Raw genomic sequence first — 17,966 nt, forward strand, 5'->3', positions numbered from 1 at the left:
CTGTGGGGATCGATGGTGAGGGAGGTGGTCGTTGTGTCAGTCTTCTGACATCGCTGACGGTATGTCAAGATGCTGACATGAGTCAAGGCATCGACCTCGAGACGTCGCTCGGCTACCTGCTCAAGGAGGCGTCCAGCGCCCTGCGGTCGGCGATGGAGGAGGTGCTCCGACCGCTCGGCATGACGGTCACGCACTACTCGTGCCTCGAGCTGCTCGCGCAGCGCCCCGGCCTGTCGAACTCGGAGCTCGCCCGCGGGGCCTTCGTCACCCGGCAGTCGATGAACGTCCTGCTCCAGGCGCTGGAGCGAGAGGGGTCGGTGACGCGGCCGTCGGAGGCGCCGGTCGGCAAGGCCCTGCCCGCTCGCCTGACGCCCGCGGGTCGACGGCGTCTCGCGGCGGCGACCGCGGCGGTGCGCGGCGTCGAGCTGCGGATGCTCTCGGGCATGAGCGAGGCCGACCGGCCCGTCGCCCGCAGGCTGCTCCGCAGCATGGTCGAGTCGCTGCGCGAGTCGACGCGCGACGCTTGAATCTCCCGTCCTGACCAGGACCCCGCGCCGAACGACGCGAGAGCGACGAACCTCCGTGATGTTCCGGGGAGGTTCGTCGCTCTCGCGTCGGTGAGGCTCGTGCCGAGGGTCAGACCCGGCGTCGGAGGCGCGCAGCCGTCGCGAGGACCCCGCCGAGGAGCAGCGCCAGGGCGGCGATCCCGGCGGGCAGTGCGGACTCCGTGCCCGTGTAGGCGAGCGACCCGCCCCGGGTCGCGACCACGGTGTTGACCGGGGCCCCGGTCGGCCCGGCGGGCGTCACGACCGGCGCTGCGGCCGCGGCGGCCGAGACGGTGAAGGGCACGACGTCGGCGGGCACGGAGGTGTCGGACGTCTCGGTGTCGATCACGACGGCCGTGGTGCCGAAGTCGCCGGCGGGCAGCACGAAGCGGGCCGAGAAGGTGCCGTCGGCGGCGATCGGCACGAGCGCCGAGGCAGGTCCCTCCGAGGCCGTGTACTCGACCGGCTCCCGGTCGAAGAAGTCCTCGTCGGGGGCGGCCTCGGCCTGCTCCGCCGTCGTGACGAGCGAGGTCAGGTCGGCTGCCGCCTCCTCGGCAGGTGCGTCGGCAGCCGCGTCGGACGACGACTGGCCGGTGCCGAACGCGAAGCCGAAGCCGACCTCGACGTCGTCCGGTGCGCCGACGACCACGACGGCTGCCTGCCCGGGCACCCCGCCGGAGCCCGAGACTGTCACGATGCCGGCGGTGGCGCCGACGGGAGCGACGACGACCGGGGCCGGGATCGGGTCCGTGACGGCCACCTCCGTGCTGCTGGCGTTGCCGTGCGCGTCGGTCACCGTCACCGTCAGGGTGCCGAGGGGGAGGTCGGCCGGGACCTCGACGTCGAAGTACGCCGTGCCGCTGGTGTCGAAGACGAACGGCAGCTGGCTCGGGTAGACGGTGAAGACGTCGTCGGTCGAGACCGCGTCGCCGTCGACGCGCGCCGAGACGGCGTCTCCGGCCGTGAAGCCCTGCGTGAAGACGGAGAACGCCGAGCCGGGGTGGGCGGCGCCGGGGTAGACCTCGACGCTCGGCTCGACCTCGGGAGCGACGACCACGACGGTGCCGGCTCCCTGGGTCGTCGGGGCGGAGGCGTCGGGGGCGGCGGCGGAGCCGGGCTGGGCGGCGGCGGCCGTCGGGGCGGGACGCTGGCCGACCGCCGTGTTGCCCGTCGCGGTGCCGGAGGTCGGGCTCAGGGGCGATGCAGGAGCCGGGGTGGCGGGATCGGCCGGCGTCGCAGCCGCGTCCGTGCCGGACGGGTCAGCGGCGGGCGTCGGGTCGGCGCCGACGACCGGGGCCGTGGTGTCGGCGGCCACGGTCGGCGCGGAGGCGGCGGGGGCGGCGGGGGCGGCGGGGGCGTCGTCGGCGAAGGCGGCTGCGGGCACGAGGACGAGCGCGGCGGTGAGGGCTGCGGCGCCCGCGGACGTGCGGAGGCGGTGGGACGTGGTCATGTGGTCTTCCCCAGGGAGCAGGACGCCTCGGGCGGGCGCCGTCTCGCTGACAGTAGGGTGCACCGACCCGTCGGCACGGGCCCCCGAACGAGCCGGAGCGGTCGCCGTGACCAGATCGTTGCAGGAACGTCCCCCGTCCCTGCGGCCGCGGGGGACGTGTCTCGGTGTCGAGCCATCGGGTTGCGGTCTCCTGCTAAGGGTAGGCTAACCTCAATTCTCGTGACCTCGACCGATGTGGCCCTCGTGCCGCCCGCCTCCTCGGCCCAGCCTGCCGACGCGCAGGCCGCCCCGTCGCTGCCGGGCGCGCAGGCTGAGCCGACCGCCCTCGTGGCCGACGGGGTCACGGTCTCGTACGGCGCCTCCGACGTGGTGCACGACGCCCGGCTCGAGCTGCGGCCCGGCCGGGTCACCGCCCTCGTCGGGCCCAACGGCAGCGGCAAGTCGACGCTGCTCCGCACCGCCGCCCGGCTGCAGCGGGCTCGTGCGGGGACCCTGTCGCTCGAGCACCCGCAGCAGCAGCAGCCCGGCACGGCGCAGCCGACCGACGGCCTCGCCCTCTCGGTGCGCGATTTCGCCCGACACGTCGCCCTCCTCACGCAGGGCCGCCCGGTGCCGAGCGGCCTGAGCGTGCGCGACGTCGTCGAGTTCGGCCGCTACCCGCACCGCGGTCGCTGGGGCAGGGCCGACCAGGGAGGCGCGGCGGCCGTCGACCGGGCACTGCAGCTCACCGGGGTGGCCGACCTCGCCGAGCGCGGCGTCGACCAGCTCTCGGGCGGACAGCTGCAACGGGTCTGGCTCGCCAGCTGCCTCGCCCAGCAGACCGGCGTGCTGCTGCTCGACGAGCCCACCACCTACCTCGACCTCCGCTACCAGGTCGAGCTGCTCGACCTGGTGCGCGATCTCGCCGACGAGTCGCAGATCGCCGTGGGCGTCGTGCTGCACGACCTCGACCAGGCCGCGGCGCTCGCCGACACGGTCGTGCTGCTGCACGAGGGCCGCGTCCGCGCGACGGGCACCCCGGCCGAGGTGCTGACGCCCCGCCTCCTCTCCGAGGTCTGGGGCATCGACGTCGAGGTCGACACCGATCCCTCCACCGGCCGGCTCCGCACCCGCGCGGTCGCTCGCCACCACACCAGAACCGAGAGGCTCCACCCATGACCAGCAGACGACGCGTCCTCGCCGTCACCGCCCTCGCCGCCTCGGCGGCCCTCGCACTCGCCGGCTGCGGCACCACCGAGGAGGCGGCCGGCGGCTCGACCACCGGCTCCGGCTCCGGCTCGGCCTCGGGCGAGCAGATCACCGTCACGGACGGCACGGGCACCGAGGTCACGCTCGACGGCCCGGCGACGAAGGTCGTCGGCACCGAGTGGAACGTCGTCGGCGACCTCGTCTCGCTCGGCGTCGAGCCCGTGGGCGTCGCCGACGTCGAGGGCTACGAGGCGTGGTCCTCGGCCGTGCCGCTGACGGGGGACCCGACCGACATCGGGACCCGGGGCGAGCCCAGCGTCGAGACCGTCGCCTCCTTGGCTCCCGACCTGATCGTCGCGACCACCGACCTGCCCGCGGACGCCGTCGAGCAGCTGCGCGACATCGCCCCGGTGCTGCAGGTCGTCTCGGCGGACGCGTCCGACCAGCTCGGCCAGATGACGACGAACTTCGAGATGATCGCCACGGCGACGGGCACCGAGGACGCCGCCCAGCAGGTGCTCGCCGACTACGAGCAGGCCGTGGCCGACGGCACGAAGGCGCTCGCCGACGCCGGGCTCGCCGGGACGCAGTTCGCCTTCGCCGACGGGTACGTCGACGCCGGCCAGGTGAGCATCCGCCCGTACGCGGCAGGCTCGTTGATCAGCGACGTCACGACCGAGCTCGGCCTGGTCAACGCCTGGGCGCTCGAGGGCGACCCGGCCTACGGCCTCGCCTCCACCGACGTCGAGGGCCTCACGCAGCTGCCCGCCGACACGCAGTTCCTGTACTTCTCGAACGCCGTCGACGGCGACCCGTTCGCCGACACGCTGTCGTCGAACGCCGTGTGGCAGTCGCTGCCGTTCGTGCAGTCGGGCGACGTGCACCGCCTGCCCGACGGCGTGTGGGTCTTCGGCGGACCTGCCTCGATGACGGCCTACGTGGACGCGCTCGTCGAGACCCTGACGGCCTGACCCGGTGACCGTCACGGAGCCGGCGGCCGCCGCCGACGCGCGGCCCGTCGCCGACGCGTCGCCCGTCGCCGTAGGCCCGCAGGAGGCGCGGCTCACCGCCCCGCCCCGTGCCGGCCTCGGCGCCGTGGTCGTCGTCTTCGCGCTGGCGGCGGTCGTCGTGCTCCTCGCCCTCGTCGACGTCACGCAGGGCACCGCGGCCGTCGGTCCGCGCGAGGTGTGGCGGGCCCTGACCGGCTCCGCGGCTGCCGGTGACGCCTCCGTCGTCGTGGCGTCGCGCCTGCCGCGGATGGCGGCGGCGATCCTCGTCGGCGTGGCCCTGGGCGCCGCAGGCGCGGCGTTGCAGACGGTCAGCCGCAACGTGCTTGCGTCGCCCGACACCCTGGCGGTGAACGCGGGCGCGTACGCGGCCCTCGCCGTCGCGTCGGTGACCGGTCTCTCGTTGCCGCTGGTCGCCTCCTCGGGGGTCGCCTTCGTCGGCGGGCTGCTCGCCGCGGGCGTCGTCCTCGCCCTGTCGGGGCTCGGCTCGGGATCGGTGCGGCTCGTGCTCGCGGGCAGCGCCCTGGCGCTCGGCCTGGCCAGCGTGACGAGCGCGCTGCTGCTGCTGTTCCCGCGCGAGACCGCGGGGCTCTACCAGTGGGGCCAGGGCAGCGTCGGGCAGAACGGCTTCTCGTCGGTGGCCCAGATGGCCCCGGTCGTGCTGGTCGGCCTCGCCGTCGTGCTGCTCATGACGCGCCGGCTCGACGCGCTCGGCCTCGGCGACGACGCGGCCCGGAGCGTCGGGGTCGACGTGCGGACCACGCGCGTCGTCACCGTCGTCGCGTCGGTGCTGCTCTCGGCCGGGGCGGTCACCGTCGCCGGGCCGATCGGCTTCGTCGGGCTCTGCGCGCCCGCGTTCGTGCGGCCGCTGCGTCGGCTCGTGCCGAGCGTCCGCCGCACGTGGGTCTTCGTGTCGCTCGCCGGGCTCGCCGGCGCCGCCGTGGTGCTCGCGTCGGACGTGCTGCTGCGCGCCGCGGTGGGGGCGGAGGCGTCGGTCCAGGTGCCGACCGGGATCGTCACGTCGATCGTCGGCGCGCTCGTGCTGGTGGCGCTGGCCTTCCGGGCCGCGGACCACGGCGGGTCGGCCCCGACCGAGCAGCACCGCGTCGTCTCGCGCCGCCGCGTCGTGCTGGTGCTCTCGGCGCTCGGAGTCGTGCTGGTCGGGGTGGCCGTCGCGGGCGTGCTGCTGGGCGACGCCGTGCTGCTGCTCGGCGACGTCGCGAACTGGGCCACCGGGCGTGCGGGGCCGGTCGTCGGCTACGTGCTCGACACCCGGGTGCCGCGCGTCGTCGCGGCGCTGCTGGCCGGGGCGGCGCTCGCCCTCGCCGGCGGACTCGTGCAGTCGGTGACGCGCAACCCGCTGGCCGAGCCGAGCATCCTCGGCGTCTCGGGGGGAGCCGGGCTCGGCGCCGTCGTCGCCGTGACCACCGTGCCCGCGATCTCGGGCTGGGGCGTCGCCGGCGCCGCGTTCGCCGGGGCCGTCGTCGCCGCGGTGGTCGTCTTCGGCCTCGCCTCGCGCGGGGGGTTCCCGCAGAACAGGCTCGTGCTGATCGGCGTCGGAGTCGCCGCCGCGACCGCCGCGGCCATCAGCCTGCTGATCGTCCTCACCGACCCCTTCAACGGCGCGAAGGCCCTGACCTGGCTGTCGGGCTCCACCTACGGACGCTCGTTCGCGGACTCGGTCCCGGTCGCTCTCGTGCTGGTCGTCGGCCTGGTCGTCGCCGGTGCGAGCCACCGTCGCCTCGACCTCGTCGCCCTCGACGACGACACCCCTCGGCTGCTCGGCGTCTCGCTCTCGCGATCGCGCCTCCTCTTCTTGTCGCTTGCCGTGCTCCTCACCGCCGCCGCGGTCGCCGCCGTCGGCGTGGTCGGGTTCGTCGGGCTGGTCGCCCCGCACGCCGCCCGCGCCCTCGTCGGGGCCCGGCACGCCCGCGTGCTGCCCGTCGCCGTCGTGCTCGGCGCGGCCCTCGTCGGCCTCGCGGACGTGCTCGGCCGCACCGTCATCGCCCCGGCGCAGCTGGGCGCGGGGCTGCTCACGGCCCTCATCGGCACGCCGTACTTCGTGTGGCTGCTCTGGCGTGGCCGCGCCGCCCGCCAGCGCTGACACGCTCTCTCTCCGCCTCCTGTCCCTCCTCCCGTCTCTGTCACCACCCAGTGGTCCCAATTGGGCCCTGCCGGTCGTCTGGACGACAGTTCCTGACCACTCGGCCGGGCTGGGCGTCGAGACGCCCGACGGCGGCTAGCCGAGTGGTCCGAATTCGGCCCTGCCGGTCCTCTCGCCGACAGATGCTGACCACTCGGCGAGGCGGCGGCGTCAGACGGCGCACAGCCGGGGGCGTTGTCGGAGGTGGAGCGTAGGTTCCGGGCATGTCCGAGATGCATGCCGCCGACGTCCCACCCCGCGCACGGCTGATCCTGCCCGGGCAGTACGGCGACGAGTTCGACGACGGCGGCCCCGTCGTCGTGGTCGAGGCGCGCGACGCCTTCACCCGTCGGCCGATGCACCGCGCCAAGGCGCACCTCTGGCTCTCTGCGCTGCGGCACCGGGTCGCCGCGCTCGGCGACCGGGCGACGCACCTGCAGGTCGAGAGCCTCGACGAGGTGCTCGACGACGCTGCCGGGGTCGGCCCGTTCGAGGTCGTCGACCCGCCCGACCGTCAGTTCCGGGCGGCCGTCCGTCGAGAGGGCCGTGACGTCCGCGTGCTGCCGAGCCGCGGGTTCGTGACGAGCGAGGAGGAGTTCGCGGCCTGGGCGGCGTCCCGCAAGGGGCGCCTCCTGATGGAGAACCACTACGAGACCGTCCGTCGCCGCGAAGACTGGCTCATCGAGGGCGACGGCCCCGCGGGCGGCAAGTTCAGCCTCGACGAGCAGAACCGCAACCCGCCGCCGAAGGGCGCGACGACGCTCGGCCTGCCCGACCCGGTCTGGCCCGACGAGGACGAGATCGACGAGGCGGTCCGTGCCGACCTCGACGCGTGGGTCGCCGACGGCAGCGTCGTGTTCGTCGGTGCCGACGACCGGCGCCGCTTCGCGGTCACGCCGGCCGAGGCCGAAGCCGCCCTCGAGGACTTCCTCGAGACCCGGCTGGGCGACTTCGGCCCCTTCGAGGACGCGATGCTCTCGAACGACTGGACGATGTCGCACTCCCTGCTCAGCGTCCCGATGAACCTCGGTGTGCTCGATCCCCGCCACGTGATCGAGCGCGTGCTCGAGGTCCACGCCTCAGGAGGCGCGCCCCTGGCGAGCGTCGAGGGCTTCGTCCGGCAGATCGCCGGCTGGCGCGACTACGTCTGGCACCTGTACTGGCACCTGGGCGAGTCGTACACGACCGACAACAACGCCCTCGGCGCCACCGAGCCGCTGCCGCGCTGGTGGCGGGAGGTCGACGCGACCGAGGTGCAGGCCGAGTGCCTCCGCAGCACGCTCGAGACGGTGCACCAGCACGGCTGGACGCACCACATCCAGCGGCTGATGATCCTCGGCAACTGGGCACTGCAGCGCGGCTACCAGCCGGCCGAGCTCACCGACTGGTTCACCGACGTCTTCGTCGACGGCACCGAGTGGGTGATGCCGGCGAACATCGTCGGCATGTCGCAGCACGCCGACGGGGGAGTGGTGGCGACCAAGCCCTACGCCGCCGGGGGCCGCTACATCCACTCGATGAGCGACCACTGTGGCTCGTGTCCGTTCTCGCCGACCGTGCGGGTCGGGCCGACGGCCTGCCCGTTCACGGCGGGCTACTGGGCGTTCCTCGACCGGGTCGAGCCGGCGCTGCAGGGCAACCCGCGGATGATGCGTCCGCTCCAGGGGCTCCGTCGACTCGACGACCTCGACGACGTGGTCGCGCAGGAGGCGGCCCGGACGACCCCCTGACGGTCGCGTCCCGCTCGGCTCGCGCCGCGTCTCGCCGTACGTCGACTCCGTACGGCTCCCTGGCCGTCGAACGAATCACCAGAACTGGGGGCGTCCTCGATTCCCTCCCCAGGGCCCCGGGCTGCGAACATCGTGCAGACCCGATGCGACCCCGAGGAGGCCACGATGACCGAGCACGAACGACGCCGACCGCTGTTCGTCGACGACGTGACCGACCCCGGAGTGTGGGAGGCCGCCGCCGAGCGACGTGCTCTCGCCGCCTCGGCCCGCCGCTCGTTCGCCCGTCGCACGGCCGACCACCTCGGCGAGGCGCTCGGCGTGACGGCCGCCCCGAGGGTGCTGCTCGACGCGGCGGACGACGACGCGAAGGTCCCCGCCCTCTGAGCCGGAGTCAGCTGGCGGGCGCTCCCGCCGCCTCCTCGTCGTCCGTGACGAGCTCGCTCTCGTCCAGGTCGTCGAGCTCGTCGTTGCCGGCCGCCTCGATCCAGTCGGTGGCGTCGTCCGAGAGGTAGAAGTCCTCGGCGTCAACGTCGGCGGCCCAGTCATCGTCGGCAGTCGGCTCGCCCGTGACGGCGGTGATCTGCTCGAGCACCCAGGCGGGGACGACGTCGCCCGCGTTGTCGATCAGCCACTGCCGGGTCGAGGGGACGAGCTCGGACCACCATTCGTCGATGCGCATGCTCCGAGCCTGACACGTCCGGGGTCCTCGGCGCTTGTCCGCGCCTCCTCGTGTCGACGATTCAGGTGTCGACGTCGCGACGCGGCCCCGGCACCGGGCCGTCGGAGGCGCGACGACGCGCACACCTGATTCCTCGACACGTCGTGTCGCGGCCGCGCCCGCGCTCGCGTCTCACGCCACGCAGATCGCGCCCGCAGCGCAACTCAGGAGGCGGCGGTCGCAGATTCCTGAACCGTGCACGACTCAGGATCCCGGCGCACCCCCTCGCGCAACGCAGGACAGATCTTCCTGAATGAGGAGAGGCCGACGGCTCGGGGGCGCCCGGGGGTCACCAGCCGCGCGTGAGCCCCTCGAGCCCGAGGTCGAACGCGACGACGACGTCGTGGTCGGGCTGGAGCAGCATCTGCAGCTGCAGCCCCATGTACAGCGCGACGACGCTGGTCGAGAGCGCGGCGACGTCGGTGCCCGCGGGGATCTCGCCCTGGCTGAGGTCGAACGCGAGCCCCTGGAACACCATCGCGTGGAAGTCGCGGTAGCTGTCGCGGACGAACCGTCCGGAGAGGTCGCCCGCGTCGGCCGAGCCGATCGAGAGGGTCATGAGCGAGCGCGACAGCCCACGGTGCACGTTGCTGTGCGCGATGAGTCCCCGCACGAAGCCGAGCGTCGCCGCGCCCGCCGTCTCGCGGGCGACCTGCTCGAAGCGGTCGAGGTTCCACCGGTCGACGGCGGCGAGCACGAGTCCCTCCCACGACGGGAAGTGCCGCTCGACGCACGCAGGCGACATGCCCGCGGTCCGGGCCACGGCGGAGACGTCGGTCGCGTCCCAGCCGACGGCGTCGAGCGTCTCGACGGTGGCGGCGACGATGCGCTTGCGGTCCGCGACGCTCGTCTCGAACGCGCTCGGTTCGTGGTGCGCGGTGATCGTGCTCACGCGGTCTCCTCGGTGGCTGGCGTCCGCGGCGGGTGGGTGAGTCCCCGCCTGTCGTCCGTGTCCCCAGCTTGGAGCAGCCGGCCGGTCCCGACCACCCCCTCCGCGCCCCCAACCCGGGTGCCACGCCGCCGGCCTCGAGGAGGCGCGGAGCGAGCCCCGAGGAGGCGTCCGTCAGCCCTGCCGAGCCGCCCGGTCCTGCGAGTGCTCGGCCTGCTCCCGAGTGAGGTCGGTGACGCCGCCGCAGTTCGTGCACTGCACGTGGTACCGCTTCGACACCGTGAACAGCGGCACGAAGAACAGGGTGAAGCGCGTCGAGCGCCGCGCGACCTGCTGCTCGACGGTGCGTCCGCAGAACCGGCAGGCGAAGACGACGACGGTCAGCAGAGCCTGGCGGACGGAGGTGCCGAAGAGCAGGAACATCCCCCGACGCTACCGAGACGGCCGAGTCGGACGCTCAGCCGGCGAGGACTCCGAGCCAGGGGCGGAGCGAGCAGACTGGCACAGCCCTCCCACGAAGAAAGAAGACCCCTCATGTCAGCGTTGACAGTCCTGTTCATCGGCGGCACCGGCATCATCAGCTCGGCGGCCGCGGCCCGAGCCGTCGAGCTCGGCCACGACGTCACCGTCCTCAACCGCGGGGCGTCGTCGACCCGGCCCACGCCTCCTGGGGTCGAGGTGCTGACGGGGGACGTCTCCGACCCGGCGTCGATCCGCCGGGCCCTCGGCGACCGGTCGTTCGACGTCGTCGTCGACTTCGTCGCGTTCACCCCGGACCAGGTCCGGGCCGACATCGACCTCTTCACCGGACGAGCCGGCCAGTACGTCTTCATCAGCTCGGCGTCGGCCTACCAGAAGCCCGTCGCCGCGCTGCCGATCCGCGAGTCCTCTCCGCTCCGCAACCCGTTCTGGCAGTACTCCCGAGACAAGATCGCCTGCGAGGACCTGCTCGTCGGCGCCTACCGGGAGCGCGGCTTCCCCGTCACGATCGTCAGGCCGTCACACACGTACGACCGCACCACGATCCCGGTCACCGGCGGATGGGCCGTCGTCGACCGCATGCGACGCGGCCTCGAGGTGGTCGTCCCCGGCGACGGGACGTCGCTCTGGACGCTGACCCACCACGCCGACTTCGCCCGTGCCTTCGTCGGGCTCCTCGGCCTGCCGGCCGCCGTCGGCGACGTCTTCCACATCACCTCCGACGAGGCCCTGCCGTGGGACCAGATCTACACGACCCTCGCGGCCGCGGCGGGCGTCGACGACCCGGCGCTGGTGCACGTGGCGAGCGAGAGCGTGGCCCTCGTCGAGCCCGAGTGGGGCCCGGGGCTCCTGGGCGACAAGGCGCACTCGGTCGTGTTCGACAACGCGAAGGTGAAGGCCTTCGTCCCCGGCTGGCAGGCGACGACGTCCTGGGCCACGGGTGCTCGGGAGATCGTCGAGTGGTACGACGCAGAGGCCTCTCGTCGGGAGGCCGACCCTGCGACGGAGGCTGCCTTCGAGCGCCTCCTCGCCGGTGCGCGCGCCTTCGGCGCCTGACCGGGACGGCGCAGCGACCGGGCCCGCGCCTCCTCGGGTCGTCCCCTAGTTGAAGGCCGGGGTGTCGATCGCGCACCGCGCCCGCCTCCTCGGGCCGTCCCCTAGTCGAAGGCCGGGGTGTCGATCGCGCACTGCGCCGGCTCGCCGGGGCTCGCGGAGGTCGCGGTCGCGATCTCTCGCGTGCCGTCGAGGAGGATGCGGCAGGTCGCCGTCGCGCCCGGCGAGGGCGTCGCCGTGACCGCGGCCCGTCCGCCGGCGAGGACGATCGTCTCGCCCTCCCACGAGGAGCCGCCGCTCTGCTCGGTCGCCGTCGTGGCGCTGCCGACCTCGTGCGTCGAGGGGCTGTCGCCGCGCTCGTCGGCGCCCTCGAACGAGACCCCGGTGAGCTCGGCGCCGGTCGGCTGGTCGACCGAGACCTCGTACGTGACGCTCCAGGCGTCGCCGACGTGCTGCTGCACGAAGGCGCAGCCCGACGAGAGGAGGGCGATGCTCAGGGCGGTGACGGCGACGGCCGCCGTCCTGACACGGACAGGGACACGGACACGGACACGGGCTGGGGCGGTGTGGTTCTGCATGTCCTCAGTCTCGAGACGCGCGAGCCCCGGGTCGTCCCCCCGGGGGACCGACGTCCCGGCACCGGGGGTCCACTCGGACGGTCCCGTGGGACCACGCGCGAGCGCCCGCCGGCCCGGTACCGTCCTTGCATGGGAAACGTTCTGCCGGGAGTCTTCGCCTTCGCGATCGGCTCCGTGCTGGCCGTCGGCGCCCTCGTGCCGTGGACTGCGGCCGAGTACCGCAGGCACGGCAAGCTCGGCGTCCGACGGAGCCTGGTCGCCTTCGGCACCCTGGTCTACGCCCTGGCGCTCGTCACCTACACGCTGCTTCCCCTGCCTGCCGACGTCGCGACGATGTGCGCCACGCCGGCCTCGGCGCAGCTGAGCCCGTTCGCGTTCGTCGGCGACGTCGCGAAGGAAGGCGGCATCGCCGGGCCGCGGTCGCTGCTGACGAACCCGGCGATCGCGCAGGTCCTCTTCAACGTGCTGCTCTTCGTCCCGCTCGGAGCCCTCGCCCGGCACGCCGTCGCCCGGCGGCGAGTCGTCCCCGGCCTCCTGGTCGGCCTCGGGGCCGGGTTCGTCGTCTCGCTGCTCATCGAGCTGACGCAGCTCACCGGCGACTGGTTCCTCTACCCCTGCGCGTACCGCCTGTTCGACGTCGACGACCTGCTGGCGAACACCGCCGGTGCCGTCGTCGGCACTCTGCTGGCGCCCCTCGTCGGGCTGCTGGCCGGGTCCGGGGACCCCGTCGACGCCGACAGTCCTCGACCCGTCACCGCCGCCCGCCGCTTCTCGGGCATGCTGTCCGACGTCCTGGCCGTCTGGTTGCTCTCGGGCGTGCTGAGCGTCGGCACCACGCTGGCCTGGGTGCTGACGGACCGCGACCCCGACGACCCTGTCCTGGCGTCCCTCGTCACGGTCGGCGCACTCGTGGCGCCGGCGGTGCAGCTCGTCGTCGTCCTCGTCTCGGGTCGCACCCTCGGCGAGCACGTCGTCCGACTCCGGCCGACGCCGGCTCCCGGGGCGGGCGGGCGCGTGCTGCGCTGGGCGCTCGGCTCCGGCGGGTGGGCGACGCTGCTCGCCCTCGACCTCCCCGTGTTCGCGTTCGTCGCCTCCCTGCTCGCGGTGGTGTCCGTCATCGCGGTGTGGTCGACGCGGGGGAGGCGCGGCCTGGCTCTCGCAGTCCTGCGCCTGGACGTCGAGGACGACCGGACCGCACGGGAAGGGTCTGCAGCACAGCGCGACGCATGAGTCGTCATCGCGGCACGGACGTCGTGCCGTCAGGGGCGGTCCGGCTCGGGTCTGGGTTGTCGGACTGGCTGGGCGGGGCGTGTCAGCAGCAGTCGCAGGCCTCGACCTGTCGCTCGCCCGTCAGGGCCGACACCGGCGTCGTGCACGCGTCGCCGCGCCAGGCCTCGAGGCCCTCGCGCACGGCGAAGACGACGATGACGAGCCCGGCCACGGGGTCGGCCCAGCTCCAGCCGAACGCGAGGTTGAGCACGAGGCCGACGAGCACGGCCGCCGACAGGTACGAGCGGATCAGCGTCTGCCTGGAGTCGGCCACCGCCGATGCCGAGCCCAGCTCGGTGCCGGTGCGACGGCGAGGTGTCGCATCACCTTCCGAGCATCGCGTCGCGTCGCGGCCGGACGCGATGCTCAGAACCCGATGCGACACGGTCGCAGGCGGAGGCCCGGGCTGGCCGGGCCGCCTCAGCGGACGAGATGCGAGTAGTCGGGCAGGTCGACGGCGTCGGCCGGGGGAGAGAAGAGCTTGCCGCCGACCGCGCTGAACGCCCGGCTGGCGCCGATCCTCGCGGCGGTGTTCAGCAGGGCGATCCCGGCACGGGTCCTCGGGTTCGCGAGGCGGGGGGCCCCGGGCGGGAGCTGCTGGGCCTGCGCGACGTAGGGGCGCATGATCCGCTCGTAGCCGCGGAACGCGTCGCGGTGGTCGACGTGGGCGGCGATCTCCCCGGCGAGGACGTAGGCGCCGACGAGGGCGAGGCTCGTGCCCATGCCGCTGATCGGTGACGCACACCAGGCCGCGTCGCCGAGCAGGGCCACGCGTCCCGCGGTCCAGGCGGGCGCGTGCACCTGGCCGATGTGCTCGAAGTAGAGGTCGCCCTCCTGCTCGAGCCCGTCGAGGATGCGCCGCGCCTCCCAGCCGGCGTCGGCGAACTTCTCGCGGAGCAGGTCCTTCTGTTCGTCCGGACCGAGGCCGGCGTGAGCACCCGGCGTCGACAGGAACGACAGCGTGGCCCGGATCGTGCCCTTGGTGTCGGGTCGCAGGGTCATCGTGCGCCCGCCGGGGGCGTTGTGCCAGCGCGCCCAGTCGCTGTCGCGCTCCGTCCGCGGGATCGTCAGGTACGAGGTGTCCAGGCCCAGCGGTCGGATGGTCGGGGCGCTGCCGAACACGAGTCGACGGGTGCGCGAGCCCATCCCGTCCGCGATCACGACGAGGTCGACGTCGCGGTCGCCTCCGTGCTCGAACGACACCCGGACGTGGTCGGGCTGGTCGTCGATCGCGGCGATGCTGTCGCCGAAGACGTACTCGACGGCACCCGCAGGCCCAGGGCCGAGGGAGGCGTCGACCAGCAGGCGGGCGAGGTCGCCTCGCAGGATCTCCAGCTCGGCCGTCGCGCCGCTCGTGTCGGAGGTGCCGGCCGGGAACCGCGCGACGGCGCTGCCGTCCGACCGGACGAACTCCGTGCCGAGCTCGCCGGTCGTGGCGTCGCGGATGCCGTCCTCGACTCCCATGCGACGGGCCACCGTACGGCCTGCGCCGCGGACGTCGATGTTCTGCCCGCCGTCGCGGAGCTCGGGCGCACGTTCGACGACGGTGACCTGCCACCCGTAGGCGGCGAGCCAGTAGGCGAGCGCTGGCCCGGCGATGCTGGCGCCGGAGACGACGGCGGTCTTGGCAGGGCTCATGGTCGTTCCGTTCGTTGGTAATCAATTAGACCCCGACCGAGCTCGCGCGCCGCCTCGGCATCTCGACGGCTGCGACGACGCTGATCGAGTCCCGGGGGGAGTCCGAGCGCGCAGTCGTCGAGGACTTCGTCCGGGGCCTGCTCGCCGCCTGCGACGACGCGACCCCGGCACGGCCTACGGCGCGAGGCTCTGCAGGAACGCGAAGTGGCCGCGCAGCGCCTGCGACCCTGGCGGGGTGAGCGTCACCCACGTCCGTGCCTGGCCCTTGGCCCGCTGGACGCGCCGGAGATCGACGTAGCCTGCCTCGGTCAGGGTGCGGAGGTGCTTGCTGAGGGTCGCGTCGGAGACGTCGAGCCCCTCGCGGAGCACCCCGAACTCGACCTCGCCGCCGCGCGCGAGCATGGCGCAGATCTGCAGCCGCTGGGGCGCGTGCACGACGGCGTCGAACACCGGCTCGGGGGCGGCTCCGGTCACCGGGCGTTCCCGGTGCCGAGCTCGCCGCCCAGTCGACGGCGGGCGGACGCGTCGGCCGCGGGTCCGAGGGCGAGGGTCACGACCCCGGCGGCGCCGGCGGCGGTGCCGACCTGCCAGAGCGGCTCGTCCTGGGCGATGACGACGAACGCCAGGGCCGAGACCGTCACGACCAGGGCGATGACCGCCCAGGGTGCCCCCAGCGCGAGGAACCGCCACCGTTCGGTGTTCGCCCGGGCGACGCCCACGTCGCGGACGCGGCGGCGGGAGAGGGCGACGAGGCCGACGACGCCGAGCAGCATCCACCCGGTGCTGTCGGGGGCGCCGAGGCCGTAGACCGTCGCCGCGACGAGCAGCCCGCGGAGGACGTGCACCCACCAGGGCGAGCGGACCCTCGCGGCCATGCGGGCCTGGGCGTCGTTCGCGACCCGGAAGGCGGCGACCGGGTCGACGGGCTGGGACGAGTTGTCGTTCGAATGGCTTTCCATGTCGGCAACACTAAGTGTTTCCGAGATGGAAAGTCAACAGGGTGGTCGCGCCGCGTGGGAAGCTCCGCACCATGACCGACATCGACTGGAACTCCGGCACCTGGACGACGGCCCCCGCACAGGTGGACGTCGCGTCCGACGGCCTGCACGTCACGGCCGTCGAGGGGAGCGACGCGTGGCGCACCACCTCCTACGGCTTCGTGCACGACACCGAGCACGCGCTGCTCGTCCCGTTCGAGCAGGACACGGCCCAGGAGGTGACGTTCCGGCTGGACTTCACCGCCCAGTTCGACCAGGCGGGCATCTTCGTCAAGGTCGACGAGACGACCTGGACCAAGGCCGGCGTCGAGCGGAGCGACGGGGAGGAGAGCCTGGGTGCCGTCGTCACGCGCGGCATGTCCGACTGGTCGCTCTCGCCGGTCCCCGGGTGGCACGGCCGCGAGGTCACCATCCGGGCGAGCCGCTCGGGCGACGCGCTGACCGTTCGCGCCCGCGTGGACGACGAGCCGTGGCGACTCGTGCGGGTGGCGCCGCTCGACCCCGCCTCCCGGGTCTCGGCAGGGCCGATGTGCTGCGCCCCGTCGCGCGGCGACCTCACCGTGCACTTCACCTCGTGGACGACGGGCCCGGCCGACGCGAGCCTGCACCCCGAGGACTGAGGAGGCGCCGCGAGGGTCGCAGGAGGCGCCCGCGCGGTCGCCGAGGCGGCGAGCCGACGGCTCGTCGGTCGCGGAGACGGTAGACAGGAGTCCCCGCACAGCGACAGGAGCACCATGACCGACCCCGACGAGCTCGGTGGCTCCGCCGCGGATCGCCGCTTCCGCGAAGCCCTCCGCGAGGGCCTGGCGGCCGCCGAGCGCGAGAGCCGGGCCGAGAACCAGGCCGAGAACCAGGCCGAGAGCCGGGCCGAGAGCCAGGCCGAGAGCCGGGCCGGCGGACCCGACGGCGATGCGCCCGTCGTGCCCCGGGCGGGCGGGCCCGAGCGTGCTTCCCGGAAGCCTCCCCGATCCCGTTCCGAGGTGTTCATGGACTGGGCGCCCCTCGCCGTGGCCGTGCTCGCGATCGGCGCCGTGATCGGCATCGCCCTCTACGGGATCAACGGCGGCGACCTCGGCCCCTGGTGAGCGCAGGTCCCCGCGGCCCCTTGCACCTGACGCGACGTCACGTGGTCTGGTGGAGTCACGTCACAGACCGACCGTCAGCCCCGCAGGAAGGCCCCACCGTGTTCTCGTCCTTCATCCCGCCTCGTCAGGTCGCCATCGGCGACGCCGCCTCGTTCGTCGGCACGACGCCGAGGGCGATCCGTCACTACCACTCGCTGGGGCTGCTGCCCGAGCCCGAGCGCGACGGTGGCGGACGTCGTCGCTACGACTACGACGCCATGATCCGCCTGCTCTGGATCCGCAAGATGACCGACGCGGGCATCGCCCTCGGCGACATCCGCGACGCCTTCGCGGGCCTGCCTGCGTCCGGCGCCGCCGCCTCAGGTGCTGCCGCCCCGGTCTCGCCGCACGGCGCCGCAGCCGGTGAGGCCGACGTCGCCGACGTGCTCGAGAAGCTGGAGGCGACCCTCGAGGCCAAGGAGGCGGAGCTGCAGCGCCAGCGCGCGGCCGTCAGCCGCATGCGCGCCCTGGGCAGCCGCACCGGTCTGCTCGACGAGTTCGTCTCCCAGCGCCTCGCCGGTCTGCCCGAGGGCTCGCTCCGCCAGGACGACCTCGACGCCCTGCTCGTCACCGAGCGGATCTTCGGCCCGCTCGGCGCCGCCGTGCAGGCCGGCCGGTTCGTCGCGCTCGCCACCAGCCAGGAGCTCCGGGCCGAGTCCGATCGCGTCGAGGCGGCCGAGGCGGCGCTCGACGACACGGTCGCGGTCGACGACCCCCGCGTGGCCGAGGTGGCCGCCGAGCGGCACGCCTTCGAGGAGGCGCTGCTCGCGGTCATCGAGGAGTCCGGCCAGGACGCCGAGGACGACGCGCTCCTCGCGGCCTGGGACGCGCTGCACCCGGAGGGGGTCGACCCCGACCCCGGCGCCGGCACCGGGCCGCGTCGGCGCGGCCGGTCGAGGAGCCTCGCGGACGCCGCCGGCATGATGCCCTACGACTTCTCCCCGGCCCGGGCCCGCTGCGTCGAGCTCACCCTGGAGCTCTCCCTGGCGGACGCCGTCGACGAGTCGCTCTCTCGCTGAATCGACACGACGTGCCCTGACGCGGGCGGGGCAGAGCGTCCACCGCCGGTTCCCCCGGCCTGCTCGGGGTGAGCGGCCCCCGATCGACCTGCGAGGGCAGCAGACACGTGCCCCACCGGAGCACCCCTCGGGCCGCC

19 protein-coding genes and 1 pseudogene are annotated in these 17,966 nt (G+C 74.1%); 11 read left to right on the plus strand and 9 right to left on the minus strand.

Translation table 11 applies throughout. The features are described 5' to 3' along the window. Positions 1–77 precede the first annotated feature (77 nt). Positions 78–527 (plus strand): MarR family winged helix-turn-helix transcriptional regulator, encoded by a 450-nt coding sequence (locus ES689_RS00120; RefSeq protein ID WP_146898608.1) that lies wholly within the window; start codon positions 78–80, stop codon positions 525–527. A 109-nt stretch (positions 528–636) separates the two neighbouring features. On the opposite strand, the gene ES689_RS15470 is transcribed toward ES689_RS00120, so the two are convergent. Further along, a complete protein-coding gene (locus ES689_RS15470) occupies positions 637–1,995 on the minus strand; it encodes a hypothetical protein (protein WP_191330095.1) in 1,359 nt (452 codons plus the stop codon). Between the two features lie 294 nt (positions 1,996–2,289). Between ES689_RS15470 and ES689_RS00130 the strand changes: the two genes are divergently transcribed. The 5 genes from ES689_RS00130 (at position 2,290) to ES689_RS00150 (ending at position 8,447) form a co-directional block, all read left to right on the plus strand. Continuing rightward, positions 2,290–3,153: an ABC transporter ATP-binding protein gene (locus ES689_RS00130; RefSeq protein WP_191330210.1), complete on the plus strand. Its 864-nt coding sequence runs from the start codon at positions 2,290–2,292 to the stop codon at positions 3,151–3,153. Further along, complete coding sequence (locus ES689_RS00135; RefSeq protein ID WP_146898611.1) at positions 3,150–4,154, plus strand: iron-siderophore ABC transporter substrate-binding protein; 1,005 nt, start codon at positions 3,150–3,152, stop codon at positions 4,152–4,154. The genes ES689_RS00130 and ES689_RS00135 overlap by 4 nt, the downstream gene beginning before the upstream one ends. 4 nt (positions 4,155–4,158) lie before the next feature. After that, positions 4,159–6,294: an iron ABC transporter permease gene (locus ES689_RS00140; RefSeq protein WP_146898613.1), complete on the plus strand. Its 2,136-nt coding sequence runs from the start codon at positions 4,159–4,161 to the stop codon at positions 6,292–6,294. A 263-nt stretch (positions 6,295–6,557) separates the two neighbouring features. Then, the gene (locus tag ES689_RS00145) at positions 6,558–8,063 is read left to right on the plus strand and encodes a cryptochrome/photolyase family protein (RefSeq protein WP_223269294.1); all 1,506 of its coding nucleotides are present in this window, start codon (positions 6,558–6,560) and stop codon (positions 8,061–8,063) included. 165 nt (positions 8,064–8,228) lie between these two features. Next, the gene (locus tag ES689_RS00150) at positions 8,229–8,447 is read left to right on the plus strand and encodes a hypothetical protein (protein ID WP_146898616.1); all 219 of its coding nucleotides are present in this window, start codon (positions 8,229–8,231) and stop codon (positions 8,445–8,447) included. 7 nt (positions 8,448–8,454) lie between these two features. On the opposite strand, the gene ES689_RS00155 is transcribed toward ES689_RS00150, so the two are convergent. The 3 genes from ES689_RS00155 to ES689_RS00165 all read right to left on the minus strand — a co-directional run bounded on the left by ES689_RS00155 (position 8,455) and on the right by ES689_RS00165 (position 10,093). Next, positions 8,455–8,742 carry a hypothetical protein gene (locus ES689_RS00155; RefSeq protein ID WP_146898619.1) on the minus strand — a complete coding sequence of 96 codons (288 nt, stop codon included), beginning with the start codon at positions 8,740–8,742 and terminating at the stop codon, positions 8,455–8,457. Between the two features lie 328 nt (positions 8,743–9,070). Further along, on the minus strand, positions 9,071–9,673 hold the full coding sequence (locus ES689_RS00160) for a TetR/AcrR family transcriptional regulator (protein WP_146898621.1): 603 nt from the start codon (positions 9,671–9,673) through the stop codon (positions 9,071–9,073). Between the two features lie 171 nt (positions 9,674–9,844). Continuing rightward, entirely contained in the window at positions 9,845–10,093 is a 249-nt protein-coding gene (locus tag ES689_RS00165; protein ID WP_146898624.1) for a zinc-ribbon domain-containing protein, read from the minus strand. 111 nt (positions 10,094–10,204) lie between these two features. On the opposite strand from ES689_RS00165, the gene ES689_RS00170 reads away from it, so the two are divergent. After that, positions 10,205–11,206, plus strand: coding sequence for an NAD-dependent epimerase/dehydratase family protein (locus ES689_RS00170; RefSeq protein WP_146898627.1), 1,002 nt, complete (start codon positions 10,205–10,207; stop codon positions 11,204–11,206). 101 nt (positions 11,207–11,307) lie between these two features. Here the strand turns inward: ES689_RS00170 and ES689_RS00175 are convergent, their stop codons facing one another. Beyond that, on the minus strand, positions 11,308–11,781 hold the full coding sequence (locus tag ES689_RS00175) for a hypothetical protein (RefSeq protein WP_146898630.1): 474 nt from the start codon (positions 11,779–11,781) through the stop codon (positions 11,308–11,310). A gap of 129 nt (positions 11,782–11,910) precedes the next feature. On the opposite strand from ES689_RS00175, the gene ES689_RS00180 reads away from it, so the two are divergent. Further along, positions 11,911–13,011: a VanZ family protein gene (locus tag ES689_RS00180; protein WP_146898633.1), complete on the plus strand. Its 1,101-nt coding sequence runs from the start codon at positions 11,911–11,913 to the stop codon at positions 13,009–13,011. 82 nt (positions 13,012–13,093) lie between these two features. Here the strand turns inward: ES689_RS00180 and ES689_RS00185 are convergent. The 4 genes and pseudogenes from ES689_RS00185 to ES689_RS00200 all read right to left on the minus strand — a co-directional run. Further along, positions 13,094–13,360 (minus strand): annotated as a pseudogene (locus tag ES689_RS00185) (cation transporter); the annotation flags it as partial. Positions 13,361–13,470: 110 nt separating this feature from the next. Beyond that, positions 13,471–14,688, minus strand: coding sequence for an FAD-dependent monooxygenase (locus ES689_RS00190; RefSeq protein WP_146898636.1), 1,218 nt, complete (start codon positions 14,686–14,688; stop codon positions 13,471–13,473). A 174-nt stretch (positions 14,689–14,862) separates the two neighbouring features. Beyond that, positions 14,863–15,162 (minus strand): transcriptional regulator, encoded by a 300-nt coding sequence (locus ES689_RS00195; RefSeq protein ID WP_146898639.1) that lies wholly within the window; start codon positions 15,160–15,162, stop codon positions 14,863–14,865. Beyond that, on the minus strand, positions 15,159–15,647 hold the full coding sequence (locus tag ES689_RS00200; protein WP_146898642.1) for a hypothetical protein: 489 nt from the start codon (positions 15,645–15,647) through the stop codon (positions 15,159–15,161). The genes ES689_RS00195 and ES689_RS00200 overlap by 4 nt, the downstream gene beginning before the upstream one ends. Positions 15,648–15,718: 71 nt before the next feature. Here ES689_RS00200 and ES689_RS00205 point away from each other — a divergent pair, with 71 nt between their 5' ends. The 3 genes from ES689_RS00205 to ES689_RS00215 all read left to right on the plus strand — a co-directional run bounded on the left by ES689_RS00205 (position 15,719) and on the right by ES689_RS00215 (position 17,829). Next, entirely contained in the window at positions 15,719–16,306 is a 588-nt protein-coding gene (locus ES689_RS00205) for a DUF1349 domain-containing protein (protein ID WP_146898646.1), read from the plus strand. A gap of 114 nt (positions 16,307–16,420) precedes the next feature. Then, on the plus strand, positions 16,421–16,771 hold the full coding sequence (locus ES689_RS00210; RefSeq protein ID WP_146898649.1) for a hypothetical protein: 351 nt from the start codon (positions 16,421–16,423) through the stop codon (positions 16,769–16,771). A gap of 98 nt (positions 16,772–16,869) precedes the next feature. After that, entirely contained in the window at positions 16,870–17,829 is a 960-nt protein-coding gene (locus tag ES689_RS00215; protein WP_146898652.1) for a MerR family transcriptional regulator, read from the plus strand. The last annotated feature ends 137 nt before the right edge of the window (positions 17,830–17,966 follow it).

Source organism: Frigoribacterium sp. ACAM 257 (assembly GCF_007954365.1).
In the GTDB taxonomy this organism is placed as follows: Bacteria; Actinomycetota; Actinomycetes; order Actinomycetales; family Microbacteriaceae; genus Frigoribacterium.

Coding starts and splice junctions, on each gene's coding strand:
- ES689_RS00120 (WP_146898608.1), top strand. CDS start 78: ATGAGTCAAGGCATCGACCTCGAGACGTCGCTCGGCTACCTGCTCAAG.
- ES689_RS15470 (WP_191330095.1), bottom strand. CDS start 1,995: ATGACCACGTCCCACCGCCTCCGCACGTCCGCGGGCGCCGCAGCCCTC.
- ES689_RS00135 (WP_146898611.1), top strand. CDS start 3,150: ATGACCAGCAGACGACGCGTCCTCGCCGTCACCGCCCTCGCCGCCTCG.
- ES689_RS00145 (WP_223269294.1), top strand. CDS start 6,558: ATGTCCGAGATGCATGCCGCCGACGTCCCACCCCGCGCACGGCTGATC.
- ES689_RS00150 (WP_146898616.1), top strand. CDS start 8,229: ATGACCGAGCACGAACGACGCCGACCGCTGTTCGTCGACGACGTGACC.
- ES689_RS00155 (WP_146898619.1), bottom strand. CDS start 8,742: ATGCGCATCGACGAATGGTGGTCCGAGCTCGTCCCCTCGACCCGGCAG.
- ES689_RS00165 (WP_146898624.1), bottom strand. CDS start 10,093: ATGTTCCTGCTCTTCGGCACCTCCGTCCGCCAGGCTCTGCTGACCGTC.
- ES689_RS00170 (WP_146898627.1), top strand. CDS start 10,205: ATGTCAGCGTTGACAGTCCTGTTCATCGGCGGCACCGGCATCATCAGC.
- ES689_RS00175 (WP_146898630.1), bottom strand. CDS start 11,781: ATGCAGAACCACACCGCCCCAGCCCGTGTCCGTGTCCGTGTCCCTGTC.
- ES689_RS00180 (WP_146898633.1), top strand. CDS start 11,911: ATGGGAAACGTTCTGCCGGGAGTCTTCGCCTTCGCGATCGGCTCCGTG.
- ES689_RS00190 (WP_146898636.1), bottom strand. CDS start 14,688: ATGAGCCCTGCCAAGACCGCCGTCGTCTCCGGCGCCAGCATCGCCGGG.
- ES689_RS00200 (WP_146898642.1), bottom strand. CDS start 15,647: ATGGAAAGCCATTCGAACGACAACTCGTCCCAGCCCGTCGACCCGGTC.
- ES689_RS00205 (WP_146898646.1), top strand. CDS start 15,719: ATGACCGACATCGACTGGAACTCCGGCACCTGGACGACGGCCCCCGCA.
- ES689_RS00210 (WP_146898649.1), top strand. CDS start 16,421: ATGACCGACCCCGACGAGCTCGGTGGCTCCGCCGCGGATCGCCGCTTC.